The following is a 13976-nucleotide window of genomic DNA, read 5'->3' as shown; positions in this document are numbered from 1 at the left end:
GAAAATCAATTCTCAACTTTCTTATTATATCGTTTTTTGGGTTCTGCGTCAACTGGAAAAGCTGACAAGAAAGCATATCTCCTACTTCCGATACATTTTAAACTGTAGGAAGAGGTCGCTATATTTTCCTGTCCATTTATGGTCAAACTTCTCATAAACTTCTAGGTGTTTCATGGTATCAGCGTCTGGATAGAAGGATTTGTCTTCCTTGGTCTCCTCTGGGAGCATTTCCTTGGCTGGTAGGTTTGGGGTTGAATAGCCCACATACTCCGCATTTTTCAGAGCATTTTCGGGTTTCAACATAAAGTTGATAAAGGCATAGGCGGCATCTTGATTTTTCACGGTTTTTGGAATGACCATGTTATCAAACCAGAGATTGCTGGCCTCAGTCGGAACGACATACTTGAGGTTAGGATTTTTCTCTAACATCTGGCTGGCTTCCCCAGAGAAAGTCACACCGATAGCAGCGTTGTTCTGGATCATGTAACCCTTCATCTCATCCGCTACAATGGCCTTGATATTTGGAGTCAGTTTGTAGAGCTTGTCTACCGTTTCTTCCAACTGTTGAGGATCCTTGGAGTTGAGGCTGTAACCGAGCGAGTTAAGCCCAAGTCCCAGCACCTCACGCGCCCCATCAAAGAGCATGATGGAATCCTGGTATTCTGGTTTCCAGAGGTCATCCCAATGCTCAGGTGCCTCATCTACCATGGTTTCATTGTAAACAATTCCCAAGGTTCCCCAGAAGTACGGGATGGAGAATTTGTTGCCCGGGTCAAAAGACTGGTTGAGGAACTCAGGTCCGATATTTTCGATTCCTTCAATTTTTGAATAATCAAGAGGAACCAATAGTTCTTCGTCCTTCATCTTGTTGATCATGTACTCACTTGGGATGGCAATATCATAGGTCGTTCCACCCTGCTTGATCTTGGTATACATGGCCTCGTTGGAGTCAAAGGTCTCGTACTGTACTTGGATTCCTGTTTCTTCTGTGAATTTCTCCAAGAGTTCTGGATCGATATAGTCCCCCCAGTTGTAAATAACCAATTTCTGACTGTCTCGGCTATTGATTTTACTGTCTAGATGAGTCGCAATCCCCCACAAGACAAGGATAATTGCTGCAATTCCTGCTAAAAATGAATAGAGTTTTTTCATGCTTGCTCCTCCTTCTCACGTGAGATAAAGTAATAGCCAACAACTAGGATAATACTAAAGAGAAAGACAAGGGCAGACAGGGCATTGATTTCTAGAGAAATCCCCTTACGAGCACGAGAGTAAATCTCAACTGACAGGGTTGAAAAGCCATTTCCTGTGACAAAGAAGGTTACGGCAAAGTCATCTAGTGAGTAGGTGAAGGCCATGAAATAACCTGCAATGATAGACGGAGTCAGGTAAGGAAGCATGATTTCCTTAAACATCTGAAACTGGCTAGCTCCCAAGTCATAGGCCGCATGGATCATGTCATCATTCATTTCCTTGAGACGAGGCAAGACCATCAAGACCACGATAGGGATGGAAAAGGCCACATGACTAGATAGAACCGTCAAAAAACCAAGTGAAAACTTAAGCTGTGTAAAGAGAATCAAGAAGCTGGCACCAATCATAACGTCAGGCGCAACCATGAGGATATTATTGAGTGATAGAAAGGCTTCTTGGTATTTCTTACGAGACTGGTAGATATAGATAGCACCAAAAGTCCCGATAATGGTCGCAATCAAGGCTGATAGAAAGGCTAAGAAAAAGGTTTGAGTGAGGATCAACATAAGGCGACCATCACCAAACATGGTTTTAAAATGGCTCAAGCTAAAACCAGTAAAGCTGTTCATATCATCGCCAGCATTAAAGGCATAGCCAATCAAGTAAAAAATCGGCAAATATAGGATGATAAAGACAAAGGCTAGGTAGAGATTGGCAAATTTTTTCATCGTTCTCTCCTTTCCTTAGTCACCCACATAGTGATAAACATGGTCAGGATGAGAATCACACCGATGGTTGAACCCATACCGTAGTTGTCATTGGTCAAGAAGTTCTGCTCGATGGCAGTCCCCAAAGTAATCACTCGGTTCCCCCCAATCAAACGGGTCAACATGAAGAGACTCAAACTGGGGATAAAGACTGATTGAACACCACTTCTCACTCCATTCATTGATAGAGGGAAGATAACGTGGCGGAAAGTTTCCCACTTGGTCGCACCGAGGTCATAGCTGGCATTGATGAGATTGTTATCCATATCATCCAAAACATTGAAAATCGGTAAAATCATAAAAGGAAGCTCGATGTAGCTTGCGACAAAAATAAAGGAGAAATCGGTAAAGAGCAGCTGTTGCGAACCGATTCCGATGAATTCCAAGAATTGGTTAATAGACCCATTTTGACCAAAAATCCCGATAAATGCATAAGCCTTGAGGAGCAGATTAATCCAAGTCGGCAAGATAATCAGCATGAGCCAGAGTTGACGGTGCTTGAGACGAGTCAAAAAGAGGGCTGTTGGATAGCTGATAAGAAGTGTCACTAGAGTTACAATCCCAGCATAGAGCACAGAGTTGAAGCTCATTTTAAGATAGGTCAAGTTTTGTGACGCAAAGTAGGATTTATAGTTTTCTAAACTAAATTGTCCTTCGATGTTGAAAAAGGATTGACCGAAAATCAAGACCAAGGGTGCGAGAACAAAGAGGGCAATCCAAAGCATGTAGGGCACTACAAAGAGTTTAGAGGTTGTTTTCTTCATCTCTTTCCTCCTCGATTGCGTTAATCAGACCTGCTTCTTGCTCTTCGATTTCTACGTATTCTTCAATACGAGCATCGAACTCTTCTTCGGTTTCGTTTAGACGCATGATGTGGATGTCTTCTGGTTCAAAATCCAGACCGATTTCCTCACCAACGATGGCCTTACGAGTTGAGTGGATCATCCATTCATTTCCGAGTTCGTCATAGGCGATAATCTCGTAGTGAACTCCACGGAATAGCTGAGTATCCACCTTAACTTGGAGCTTGCCTTCTTCAGGAAGAGTAATACGCAAGTCCTCTGGACGAATGACAACCTCAACAGGTTCATTTGGCTTCATCCCTCCATCGACCGCTTCAAAGCGTTTGCTGTTAAACTCGACCAAGTAGTCTTCAATCATGGTTCCTGGCAAGATGTTGGACTCACCGATAAAGGTGGCAACAAAATGGTTGATTGGCTCATCGTAGATATCCACAGGTGTTCCAGATTGGACAATCTCACCATCGTTCATAACAAAAATCCAGTCACTCATGGCAAGGGCTTCTTCCTGATCATGAGTAACAAAGACAAAGGTAATTCCCAATCGTTGTTGCAATTCACGCAGTTCGTACTGCATGTCTGTCCGCAATTTCAAGTCCAGCGCTGACAAGGGCTCATCCAACAAGACCACACGGGGCTGGTTGATAATGGCACGGGCAATGGCCACACGCTGACGTTGTCCTCCAGAGAGTTTACGGATGGAACGTTTTTCATAACCTTCCAACTGAACCATCTTGAGAACTTCCGCTACACGCTGCTCGATTTCTTTCTTGTCGATTTTACGCAAGCGGAGAGGAAAGGCAACATTTTCAAACACATTCATATGTGGAAACAAGGCATAGGATTGGAAGACCGTATGGACGTCTCGCTTATTAGTTGGGATGTCGTTGATCCGTACCCCATCCAGCAAAATATCCCCTGTCGTTGCATCTAGTAAACCTGCAATGATGTTTAGAATGGTTGATTTCCCAGAACCTGATGCGCCTAGTAGGGTATAGAACTTTCCTTCTTCCAACTCAAAGTTAATGTCTTTAAGAACCTTGGTGTTGCTGTCTTCAAAAACTTTAGAGACGTTTTTGAACTCAATAATTGGTTTTTTCAATTCCTCTAAATTCCTTCTTCTTCGTAAATTAACAGATTGGGACCTTGTTAGAATGCTAGACACAAGCGTAGGAAATAAATTGACCTAAACCTCATTTAGCGATAAAATCCCAATCTTTGAATGCTATGTAAAAATAATGTTATTCGTGTTCACCCAAGATACGAACTTCTCGCTCTAAGGTAACACCTGAATGTTCTTTAACTTTTTCAATGACAGACTCAATTAAGTCTTCATAATCTCTTGCAGTCCCATCGGCTACATTAATCATAAAGCCTGCATGTTTTTCTGAGACTTCGACACCACCGATACGGTAGCCCTTCAAACCAGCTTCTGAAATCAACTGACCTGCAAAATGCCCCACTGGACGCTTAAAGACTGAACCACAAGATGGGTATTCTAGAGGTTGTTTGAGTTCACGTAGGTGCGTCAAGCGATCCATTTCTTGCTTGATAACCTGGTGATTCCCTGGAGCTAGGGCAAATTTAGCTGACAAGACAATAGCCCCAGAATCCTGAATAGCTGAATGGCGGTAACCAAAAGCCAAGTCCTTGACTGACAAGGTCTCGATTTCCCCTTCCTTGGTCAAAATTTGACAAGACTGCAAGATGTGAGCAATCTCTCCTCCGTAAGCACCCGCATTCATAAAGACCGCACCGCCGACGCTCCCTGGAATGCCACAAGCAAACTCAAAACCAGTCAAACTATGACGAAGGGCAATACGTGTTGTCTCGATTAAATTAGCACCCGCTTCTGCTTCGATGGTATAGCCATCAACTGAAACGTTATTAAGCTTATCGCATAAGATGACAAAACCACGGATTCCACCTTCACGCACGATGATATTGCTGGCATTTCCTAGCACCATCCAGGGAATATTCTCTTGATTGGCAAATTGAACGACACGCGCCATCTCATAGCGATTGCGTGGCAAAACTAGATAATCCGCTCGACCTCCAACCTTTGTATAGGTATAGGTCTTCAAAGGTTCCTTAAAACGAATATCAATTCCTTCTAAGATTTCAAGCATTTTTTCTTTTACTGACATGTCACTCTTCCTTTTTCAAAATTCATTCCATTATACCATTTTTAGAGACATTTGACGACCCATAAAAAGAGCTTGTTTTATCTTTACATAAAAAAAGAGGTCACCCCTCTTTTTATGATTTTTTCCAAAATGTAGATTTGGTTAGCCAGATAAAGACTAAAAGTTCTACGAGGAGAATAAACTCAACTAGAAGCGGATTTGCAATCCATCCCACCTGAGATAAGGCTGGAGCCAAGTCAAACAAGGCATGCAAACCATAAGCAGCAAGGAGGTAGATCCATTTCTTTTGGCTAACACTTTGATAGACCCAGATAGAGAGACCAATTTGCAGAACCAAGGCAAGAACACGCTCAACTCCTAGTAAATAAACCTGCCATACAGAAAGAGACTGGACCGTTTCGAGCGTAGATTTTGGAAGAAGATTGGCTACATCAGTATTTGAAGACTGGATGAGTGAAAAGAGAATCAAAAGACTGATCAAGCTCCCCATTCCGAGATAGAGCATCTCCAAGCCCCCATGTCCCAAACCATAAGCCAAAGCATCTCGATCTTCTAGCTTTCTCTTTTTCTCCAACCATTTAAAAAAGACAAGGCGAGCTGTTTCCTCAAAGAGGGCTGCCATAGCGATCCCATAAAGGACGTATAAGAAAGGCTGCTCCTGCATAAGCGGAATGGTTCCATCTTTTTGCGGATGGAGTATCAGAAGGTGAACCATCTTCTCTAACACTTGAGAAGAAACAAAAAATGCGATTGCCCCCAAGCCCATCACTGCAAGAGAGATTTTAAACCGTTTTTTGGCATACCAAGTCCCACTTACTAGAATGAGAACCAAAGCGATCATGGTAAGGATAATATGTACTGTCATCTTTTTCTCCTATTCTGACTTATCAATATCTTTCTTCATCTCGTCAACGTTAAATTTGGCAAATAAATACTGGCGATCTTGGACTGGAAAACGTTGGTCCAACTGATCGACTGCCCCAACCTCAATCATTCCTTCTTTGATAACAAAGTCCATCACATGCCCACCAAAGGTCAAATCATCTGAGATAAAATGCAAATGGTAGCCTGCAACACTCACCCCATGGAAAATCTCTGGTGTCCAAAAACCAACGATGGTTCCCGATACATTTTCACGGCTATATTCAGGTTGGTGAGTCGCGACATCAGCAAACTTGGTATCAGGTGTGGATTTGGGAATCATCCGCACGTGCATTTGTGAAAATTCGCCATGAATCTTGATGGAACGAAAAAGATTTTCCCCATCATAGTAGGACTCAATTCGCTTTTCCAATTCCTTGTCAGTCATCTCAAAGCGCTGACGAAAAATCACTTCTGCCTGATGAGGAACCACTGCTGCATAGGGAATAAGGGCATCCGCTGCCACTTCAACGATTTCAGGCGTTTGACCAGACCCCTTGGCTTGATAAGCCTTGCCATCAAGGACGATCAATTCCCCGTCAATCGAATCCAAAGTCCCCAAACCAAGGTCACCATGTTCCAGCAATTCTCCTACTGTCATGGTTCCACCATAGAGACCTGCCATTAGGGCACCTAGAGTATTGTATTGAAATAATTTTACCGGTTCCTGCACTTTTCTATCCATTCTCTTTCTTATCTTCTTTTCAATGAATCATCATACTTTCTAAGTATACCACATTTGCTCCTAGTTGTGAAAGGGAGAAATGCTTTTCCCATTGCAAAGGAGTCAAAAAAAAGGTACAATGTAACAAAATCAACGGAGGTCTGGAATGAAGAAAGAAAGTAAATACCAAGCAGTCGTTTCCTTTCTCAAAAAAGGTATCGAATCAGGAAAATTTCCAACAGGTAGCCGGCTTCCCTCTATCCGTCAACTGAGCCAAGACTTCCACTGTAGCAAGGACACTATCCAACGAGCCCTGCTGGAATTACGCCATGAACAATACCTCTATGCCAAACCCCAAAGTGGCTACTATGTTCTAGAACAAGGCCAGCATCAGGACTTGGAAATCGAAGTCACTGACGAACATGCCAGTGCCTATGACGACTTCCGACTCTGCGTCAACGAAACCCTGATAGGCCGAGAAAACTACCTCTTCAACTACTATGACAACCAAGAAGGCCTTGAGGAACTCAGACAATCTGTCCATCAACTCCTCTTTGACCAAGCCCTCTACTGTAAACCCGACCAACTGGTTCTAACTTCTGGCACCCAGCAAGCTCTCTTTATCCTTTCTCAGATTAACTTTCCGAGCAAGGGAGCTGAGATTTTGGTCGAACAGCCGACCTACCACCGGATGAATCGTCTCTTGGTCGCTCAAGGATTAGCCTACCAGACCATTGAACGCCGAATTGATGGCATCAACCTTGAAGAACTGGAAAAACAGTTCAAATCTGGGAAAATCAAGTTTTTCTATACCATTCCTCGCTTCCACTATCCCCTAGGTCATTCCTATTCTGATCAGGAAAAAAAGGCTATTCTGGATCTAGCAAACCAGTATGGTGTTTACATCGTAGAGGATGACTATTTAGGGGACCTAGATCCTAGGAAGGGCCAAACCTTCCACTATCTGGATACTGAGGATCGGGTCATTTATATCAAGTCCTTCTCAACTAGTCTCTTTCCAGCCCTTCGTATTACCGCTCTCATTCTCCCAAATGCCCTAAAAGAGGCCTTTGTTTCCTATAAAAATATCCTAGACTATGACAGCAATCTCATCATGCAAAAGGCTCTTTCTCTTTACATCGATAGCCAGTTATTTGAAAAAAATCGACTGGCCAGACTGACCCTTCAAGAGAACTATCAGGCTCAGATAAAGAAAGTGCTTGAAGAAAACACCTGTCCCTTGCCCCACTATCCTCTACACGATGGTCTTTTACTTGATTTGAGACACTATCCTAAAATTGCCAGTCTGAAACACAGCTCACTCAAATTAGACTTTTTTGAGAAGGCTTATTTGGACGCCTGTCCTTATCAGTTCGCCAAAGTCACTCTCGAAAATCTAGAAGAGCTATTACAATACATAAAAGCAGAATTGGATTAAAGTCCAACTCTGCTTTTTCTTATTGTTCAACTTCTGTTAGTTTCGCTGCTTTTTCAAGATAAGTTTGATAGGTTCCGTCATCTTTCAGTTTTTGGATAACCTTATCTACTACCGCTTTCAAGTCTGATTGATCCTTCTTGATAGCAACGGCATTGGCTTCGCCATCTTTTATTGTCAAGTTAACAGATGCAACGACAAGGTCTGAGTTTTTACCTGCGTAGCTAAGAGCAACTGGTTCATCCATATGAACAGCATCCACTTTTCCAGCCTGCAACTCATTGACTGCTTCACCCATATTGGTCAAGGATGTCAACTGGGCATTTGGTAATTGTTCCTTGACCATGGTTTCTGGAACAGTTCCCTTTTGAGCTGCAATATTGGCACTTGCGAGGCTTGAAAGATCCTTGTATTTGTCTAAATCGGCTTTTCTAACCAAGAAACTCATCTTGTTTTCATAGTAAGGGATTGAAAAGTCAAAGACTTCCTTTCTTTCATCTGTGGCACTAATTCCTGCAATAGCCAAGTCAGCCTTTCCAGTTTGAAGGCTGGTCAAGACATTGTCAAAACTCATACTTGAGATTTCAAGTTTAACCCCAAGCTCGTCCGCAATCGCTTGAGCCATATCAATATCTGCACCAACCACTTGATTTTTACCATCTACCAAGGCTTGGAATTCAAACGGTGCATAGTCTGGGCTGGTCGCAACAACTAGCTTTCCCTTTTGTTTAATAGCGTCCACAGCAGACTGAGAACTATCCGTTCCTGACTGGCAAGCTACTAGAACCACACTGGCAAGCATACTACACACAACTAATATCCATTTCTTAAATTTCATAAATAAACGACCTTTCTGTTAATTCTGAATAATTATAACTCTTTTAAAAATAGTTGTCAACCCTTTTAGAGATTTTGATTGTAAAACAATTCTTTTCATAAAAAAGAAGACTGATTTATTTTAATCAGCCTTATTTCTGTATATTTAAACCGTTTCTTATAGTTCGACAATCTTACCTGTTTCAAAGTAAACAACCCATTCACAGATATTTTTTGCGTAGTCTCCAATACGTTCCAAGAAGGAAATAACCTGGAAGTAATCACGGCCTGTAACTATAGCTTCAGGATTTTTCCTAATTTCTTCTGTTGCCAAATCTCGGATGCTATCAAAGTAATGGTTGATTTTTTCATCCATCGCCGCTACTTCGTAGGCTTGATCCACAGAACCGTTGAGATAGAGATCTAGGGCTGCTTCGACGAAATTTTTCACGTCGCGTCCCATCTTTTTGATTTCTTCTTCAACAGAAGGGATACGTTGCTCCCCCTTCATACGAATGGTCGCCTCAGCGATAGACACTGCATGATCTCCCATGCGTTCCACGTCTGACACTGCCTTGAGAACGGTCAAGACGGTACGAAGGTCTTGCGAAACAGGTTGTTGGAGGGCGATCATTTCAAATGATTTCTTTTCCAACTTCACTTCATATTCATTTACTTCTGCATCGTCTTCGATGACTTCTTTTGCCAAATCACGGTCATGCGTAACAAAGGCACGCACTGTACGATTGATCTGTGAGAGCACTTCTTGTCCCATAGCATAGAACTGGTTGTGCAATTTCTCCAAATCTTCTTCAAATTGAGATCGTAACATCATTCAACTCCTTATCCAAATTTTCCTGTAATATAATCTTCTGTTTCCTTGTTTTGTGGCTCTAGGAACATCTTCTTCGTATCATTAAACTCGATCAAATCCCCATCTAGGAAAAATCCTGTTTTATCAGAGATACGTGAGGCTTGTTGCATCGAACGCGTTACCAAGAGCATGGTGTATTTATCTTTCAGACCATACAAGGTTTCCTCAATCTTACCTGCAGAAATAGGATCCAAAGCTGAAGTTGGTTCATCTAAGAGGATAATTTTCGGACTGGTTGCTAAGACACGAGCAACACAAACACGTTGTTGTTGTCCACCAGAGAGACCAATGGCCGAATCATGCAAACGATCCTTTACTTCATCCCAGATAGAAGCACGTTGCAAGGCCTTTTCTACTGCTTCATCAAGAACTTGCTTGTCCCTGACTCCATTGATACGCAGACCATAGACAACATTTTCGTAGATAGACATAGGGAAGGGATTGGGCTGTTGAAAGACCATCCCGATTTCCTTACGCAATTCAACCGTATCGGTACGGGGGCTGTAGATATTGTGACCATTATAGACCACTGATCCAGTTGTTGTCACCTCAGGATTTAGATCGCCCATGCGGTTGATAGCTTTGAGCAGGGTAGACTTTCCTGATCCAGAAGGACCAATCAAGGCTGTTATTTCCTTAGGTTGGAAAGAAAGGGAAACACTATTCAAGGCCTTCTTTTTATTGTAATAAACGGACAGGTCTGACACCTGTAAAATCGCTTCTGACATACCGTTTCCTTTCTAACCAAAGTGTCCTGTTACATAGTCATTGGTTGACTGTAACTTAGCATTTTGGAAAATATTGGATGTTTTATCATACTCAATCAAGTCACCCAAGTAGAAAAATCCAGTGTAGTCACTTGCACGCGCAGCCTGTTGCATACTGTGGGTAACGATGATGATGGTAAAGTCCTTCTTCAATTCCAACATGGTTTCTTCCAGTTGGGCTGTCGCAATCGGATCCAAGGCTGAAGCAGGCTCATCCATCAAGAGGATATCTGGCTTGACAGAGATGGCGCGAGCGATACAGAGACGTTGTTGCTGACCTCCAGAAAGCATCAAGGCTGATTTGTGGAGGTCGTCTTTGACCTGATCCCATAGGGCAGCCTGTCTTAGAGAGGTTTCTACAATTTCATCAAGTACTTTCTTGTCCTTAACTCCTGCACGTTCATGAGCAAAAGTGATGTTGCGGTAAATAGACTTGGCAAATGGATTTGGACGTTGGAAGACCATCCCGATATGCTTGCGCATCTCATAGACATTGATTTCTGGACGGTTAACGTCAATCCCTCGGTAGAGGATTTGGCCTGTGACCTTGGCAATATCAATGGTATCATTCATCCGATTGAGACTGCGAAGATAAGTAGATTTCCCTGATCCAGAAGGACCAATCAAGGCTGTAATTTTATTTTTTTCAAATTGCATATCGATGCCCTTGATGGATTCATTTTTACCGTAGTAAACATGTAAATCCTTAGTAGAGAGGGCCACTTTTTCTTCAGGGAAAGTGATGATATGCTTTTCATCCCAGTTATATTTTGACATGGCTTCTCCTTTAGGCAGCGGTTAATTTCTTGTGTAGGTAGCTTCCGAGTTTGCGTGCTCCAAAGTTAAAAATCAAGATAAAGATGAGGAGCACGGCGGCAGAACCAGCAGATACAATGGTAGCATCAGGAATGGTTCCTTCACTGTTGACTTTCCAAATGTGGACCGCCAAGGTTTCTGCTTGTCGGAAGATTGAGATAGGGCTAGTAACACTGAGGATATTCCAGTTAGACCAGTCAAGGGCTGGAGCGGATTGTCCTGCAGTATAGATAAGAGCGGCGGCCTCACCAAAGATACGACCAGATGCCAAAACAACACCCGTTACGATACCTGGAAGAGCTTCTGGAATGACAACATGAACTACAGTCTCCCAACGAGAAATTCCAAGGGCCAGACCAGCCTCACGTTGTGTATGGTGAACGTGTTTTAAACTGTCCTCAACATTTCGAGTCATCTGAGGGAGGTTAAAGACCGTCAAGGCCAAGGCACCTGAAATGATTGAAAATCCATACTCAAACTGGACTACAAAGATCAAGTAACCAAAGAGACCCACAACGACTGATGGTAGAGAAGACAAAATCTCAATACAGGTACGAATAAAATTGGTCACAGGTCCTTTTTTGGCATACTCAGCGAGGAATACACCAGCCCCCATAGATAGCGGAACAGAAATGATCAAGGTAATGACCAAAAGGAAGAAGGAATTGTAGAGCTGAATCCCAATACCTCCACCTGCTTGATAAGAGGAAGATTTCCCAGTCAAGAAAGACCAAGAGATATGCGGTAACCCTCTCACCAAGATATAGAGAATCAAAGATGCCAAAATGGCCACGATGATACCCGCGATGGTATAGAGGACAGCTGTTGCAAGTTTATCTAATTTCTTAGCGTGCATAGTTTTTCTTTCCTCTTTCTTTCGTAATCAATTTAATCACACTGTTAAAGGCCAAACTCATCAAGAGCAAGACTAAGGCCAGTGACCAGAGAACGTTATTATCAACCGTTCCCATGACGGTATTTCCGATACCCATAGTCAGTACAGATGTCAAGGTCGCAGCTGGTGTTGTTAACGAGGTTGGGATAACTGCTGAGTTTCCGACCACCATCTGAATAGCAAGGGCTTCACCGAAGGCACGCGCCATCCCAAAGACCACTGCAGTAAAAATACCTGAACGTGCTGCTTTCAAGGTCACACGCCAGATGGTTTGCCAACGAGTGGCTCCCATAGCCAAACTGGCTTCACGGTAATGACGAGGAACAGCACGCAAGCTGTCTGTTGTCATAAAGGTTACAGTTGGTAGGATCATGACAAAAAGAACGAAAATCCCTGACAAGATCCCAAAACCAGTTCCACCAAAGACGCTACGAACAAAAGGCACCACAACTTGCAAACCGATAAATCCATAGACGACTGAAGGAATACCGACGAGGAGTTCAATGGCCGGTTGCAAAATCTTTGCACCCTTTGGTGATACTTCTGTCATAAAGACTGCAGCTCCGATAGCGAAGGGAGTTGCGATGAGGGCCGATAAAATCGTCACAATAAAGGAACCCAAAATCATTGGAAGGGCACCAAATTGTTTCCCTGAAGGATTCCAAGTTTGTCCAAAGAGGAAATCAAAGATGTTGACCCCATTGACAAAGAAGGTCGACAAGCCTTTTTGGGCTACAAAAATCAAAATCATGGCCACAATGATAACGATCAAAGAAAGGCAGGTGAAGGTCAAACCTTTACCAAACTTCTCAAGGCGAGAGTTCTTTGAAGGAGAGAGTAATTTTTTAGATAATTCTTCTTGATTCATTATTGACCTCCTTCTACTGCTGTAACGGTACCTGAAGCATCCTTTTGGACTTTCATTTCATTGATGGAGATATAGCCCATGCCCTTAACAATTCCATTTTGGGCTTCATCTGAAAGGACGAAATTCAGGAATTCAGCAGCTAACTCATTTGGCTGACCAAGTGTGTACATATGTTCATAAGACCACAAAGGCCAGTTATTTGTCGTTACATTTTCAGACGTAGGTTCATACCCATTCAGTTTCATGCTTTTCACGGAGTCATCTACATAGGCAAAGGCCAGGTAAGAAATGGCTCCAGGCGTTTGGGATACAATGGACTTGACCATCCCGTTAGAATCCTGCTCTTGGCTCTGCATTGCTGCTTGGCCATTCATAACGACCGTATCAAACGTCGCTCGTGAACCAGAACTTGCTGCTCGGTTGATGATTGAAATGGCCAGGTCTTTGCCCCCAACTTCTTTCCAATTGGTCACTTCACCTGTAAAGATTTTGCGAAGTTGCTCGGTTGTGAGATTTTCAACATCCACTTCCTTGTTTACAATCACTGCAAGACCAGCCACTGCAACCTTGTGGTCTACTAGAGCTGAAGCATCGATTCCTTCTTTTTCCTCTGCAAAGACGTCAGAGTTCCCGATGTCAACTGCTCCAGACTGGACTTGGGATAGTCCTGTACCCGATCCTCCACCTTGAACATTGACTGTTTTTCCGATGTTTCTAGAACCAAATTCATCTGCTGCCGCTTCGACAAGAGGCTGAAGAGCAGTTGAACCAACGGCTGTCATGGATTCTCCACGATCAATCCAGCTAGCACATCCTGCAAGAGAACCTGCCATCAAAAGAGCTGCAAGAGACATGACGAGCTTTTTTCTTTTTTTCACTGTTATTCTCCTTGAACATAATGATAAATGTTCTGATTTCTTCCGTTTGTCCTGATCATCCAATTATCATCAATGATTGTCCCGCTTTATTTTATCTAGTCATTCTTAGGAGCGGACAATTCCATCGTATAATA

15 protein-coding genes are annotated in these 13976 nt (G+C 42.9%); 1 reads left to right on the top strand and 14 read right to left on the bottom strand.

The features are described from left to right. Positions 1-81: 81 nt before the first annotated feature. The 7 genes from A6J84_RS01985 to budA all read right to left on the bottom strand — a co-directional run bounded on the left by A6J84_RS01985 (position 82) and on the right by budA (position 6514). On the bottom strand, positions 82-1152 hold the full coding sequence (locus A6J84_RS01985; RefSeq protein ID WP_095725921.1) for an ABC transporter substrate-binding protein: 1071 nt from the start codon (positions 1150-1152) through the stop codon (positions 82-84). Then, positions 1149-1922, bottom strand: coding sequence for an ABC transporter permease (locus tag A6J84_RS01980; RefSeq protein WP_000712716.1), 774 nt, complete (start codon positions 1920-1922; stop codon positions 1149-1151). Before A6J84_RS01980 ends, A6J84_RS01985 begins: the two co-directional genes overlap by 4 nt. Further along, entirely contained in the window at positions 1919-2725 is an 807-nt protein-coding gene (locus A6J84_RS01975; protein WP_000754114.1) for an ABC transporter permease, read from the bottom strand. The genes A6J84_RS01980 and A6J84_RS01975 overlap by 4 nt, the downstream gene beginning before the upstream one ends. Then, on the bottom strand, positions 2706-3863 hold the full coding sequence (locus A6J84_RS01970; RefSeq protein WP_095725920.1) for an ABC transporter ATP-binding protein: 1158 nt from the start codon (positions 3861-3863) through the stop codon (positions 2706-2708). Before A6J84_RS01970 ends, A6J84_RS01975 begins: the two co-directional genes overlap by 20 nt. A gap of 139 nt (positions 3864-4002) precedes the next feature. Then, positions 4003-4908: a UDP-N-acetylmuramate dehydrogenase gene (murB, locus tag A6J84_RS01965; protein ID WP_000111593.1), complete on the bottom strand. Its 906-nt coding sequence runs from the start codon at positions 4906-4908 to the stop codon at positions 4003-4005. Positions 4909-5020: 112 nt separating this feature from the next. Continuing rightward, entirely contained in the window at positions 5021-5773 is a 753-nt protein-coding gene (locus A6J84_RS01960) for a YhfC family intramembrane metalloprotease (protein ID WP_095725919.1), read from the bottom strand. Between the two features lie 9 nt (positions 5774-5782). Then, positions 5783-6514 (bottom strand): acetolactate decarboxylase, encoded by a 732-nt coding sequence (gene budA, locus A6J84_RS01955; protein ID WP_000375405.1) that lies wholly within the window; start codon positions 6512-6514, stop codon positions 5783-5785. A gap of 145 nt (positions 6515-6659) precedes the next feature. Between budA and A6J84_RS01950 the strand changes: the two genes are divergently transcribed. Beyond that, positions 6660-7931: a PLP-dependent aminotransferase family protein gene (locus tag A6J84_RS01950; protein WP_000712266.1), complete on the top strand. Its 1272-nt coding sequence runs from the start codon at positions 6660-6662 to the stop codon at positions 7929-7931. Positions 7932-7950: 19 nt separating this feature from the next. On the opposite strand, the gene A6J84_RS01945 is transcribed toward A6J84_RS01950, so the two are convergent. The 7 genes from A6J84_RS01945 to A6J84_RS01915 form a co-directional block, all read right to left on the bottom strand. Next, the gene (locus tag A6J84_RS01945; RefSeq protein WP_061586847.1) at positions 7951-8766 is read right to left on the bottom strand and encodes an ABC transporter substrate-binding protein; all 816 of its coding nucleotides are present in this window, start codon (positions 8764-8766) and stop codon (positions 7951-7953) included. 156 nt (positions 8767-8922) lie between these two features. Continuing rightward, entirely contained in the window at positions 8923-9576 is a 654-nt protein-coding gene (gene phoU, locus A6J84_RS01940) for a phosphate signaling complex protein PhoU (protein WP_000946469.1), read from the bottom strand. A gap of 11 nt (positions 9577-9587) precedes the next feature. Then, entirely contained in the window at positions 9588-10346 is a 759-nt protein-coding gene (gene pstB / locus A6J84_RS01935) for a phosphate ABC transporter ATP-binding protein PstB (RefSeq protein WP_061420706.1), read from the bottom strand. Between the two features lie 12 nt (positions 10347-10358). Continuing rightward, positions 10359-11162 (bottom strand): phosphate ABC transporter ATP-binding protein PstB, encoded by an 804-nt coding sequence (gene pstB, locus A6J84_RS01930; protein ID WP_000049851.1) that lies wholly within the window; start codon positions 11160-11162, stop codon positions 10359-10361. 10 nt (positions 11163-11172) lie between these two features. Further along, on the bottom strand, positions 11173-12057 hold the full coding sequence (gene pstA, locus A6J84_RS01925) for a phosphate ABC transporter permease PstA (RefSeq protein ID WP_000543050.1): 885 nt from the start codon (positions 12055-12057) through the stop codon (positions 11173-11175). Next, entirely contained in the window at positions 12047-12964 is a 918-nt protein-coding gene (gene pstC / locus A6J84_RS01920) for a phosphate ABC transporter permease subunit PstC (RefSeq protein ID WP_001070951.1), read from the bottom strand. Before pstC ends, pstA begins: the two co-directional genes overlap by 11 nt. Then, entirely contained in the window at positions 12964-13842 is an 879-nt protein-coding gene (locus A6J84_RS01915) for a phosphate ABC transporter substrate-binding protein PstS (protein WP_000746360.1), read from the bottom strand. Before A6J84_RS01915 ends, pstC begins: the two co-directional genes overlap by 1 nt. Positions 13843-13976: the final 134 nt, after the last annotated feature.

This window comes from Streptococcus sp. FDAARGOS_256, from assembly GCF_002289235.2.
In the GTDB taxonomy this organism is placed as follows: Bacteria; Bacillota; Bacilli; order Lactobacillales; family Streptococcaceae; genus Streptococcus.
Note: the sequence above shows the minus strand (reverse complement) of the source record. Positions and strands in the feature narration are given on the sequence as shown.

Coding starts and splice junctions, on each gene's coding strand:
- A6J84_RS01960 (WP_095725919.1), bottom strand. CDS start 5,773: ATGACAGTACATATTATCCTTACCATGATCGCTTTGGTTCTCATTCTA.
- pstA (WP_000543050.1), bottom strand. CDS start 12,057: ATGCACGCTAAGAAATTAGATAAACTTGCAACAGCTGTCCTCTATACC.
- pstB (WP_000049851.1), bottom strand. CDS start 11,162: ATGTCAAAATATAACTGGGATGAAAAGCATATCATCACTTTCCCTGAA.
- A6J84_RS01980 (WP_000712716.1), bottom strand. CDS start 1,922: ATGAAAAAATTTGCCAATCTCTACCTAGCCTTTGTCTTTATCATCCTA.
- phoU (WP_000946469.1), bottom strand. CDS start 9,576: ATGTTACGATCTCAATTTGAAGAAGATTTGGAGAAATTGCACAACCAG.
- murB (WP_000111593.1), bottom strand. CDS start 4,908: ATGTCAGTAAAAGAAAAAATGCTTGAAATCTTAGAAGGAATTGATATT.
- pstC (WP_001070951.1), bottom strand. CDS start 12,964: ATGAATCAAGAAGAATTATCTAAAAAATTACTCTCTCCTTCAAAGAAC.
- pstB (WP_061420706.1), bottom strand. CDS start 10,346: ATGTCAGAAGCGATTTTACAGGTGTCAGACCTGTCCGTTTATTACAAT.
- A6J84_RS01945 (WP_061586847.1), bottom strand. CDS start 8,766: ATGAAATTTAAGAAATGGATATTAGTTGTGTGTAGTATGCTTGCCAGT.
- budA (WP_000375405.1), bottom strand. CDS start 6,514: ATGGATAGAAAAGTGCAGGAACCGGTAAAATTATTTCAATACAATACT.
- A6J84_RS01985 (WP_095725921.1), bottom strand. CDS start 1,152: ATGAAAAAACTCTATTCATTTTTAGCAGGAATTGCAGCAATTATCCTT.
- A6J84_RS01950 (WP_000712266.1), top strand. CDS start 6,660: ATGAAGAAAGAAAGTAAATACCAAGCAGTCGTTTCCTTTCTCAAAAAA.
- A6J84_RS01975 (WP_000754114.1), bottom strand. CDS start 2,725: ATGAAGAAAACAACCTCTAAACTCTTTGTAGTGCCCTACATGCTTTGG.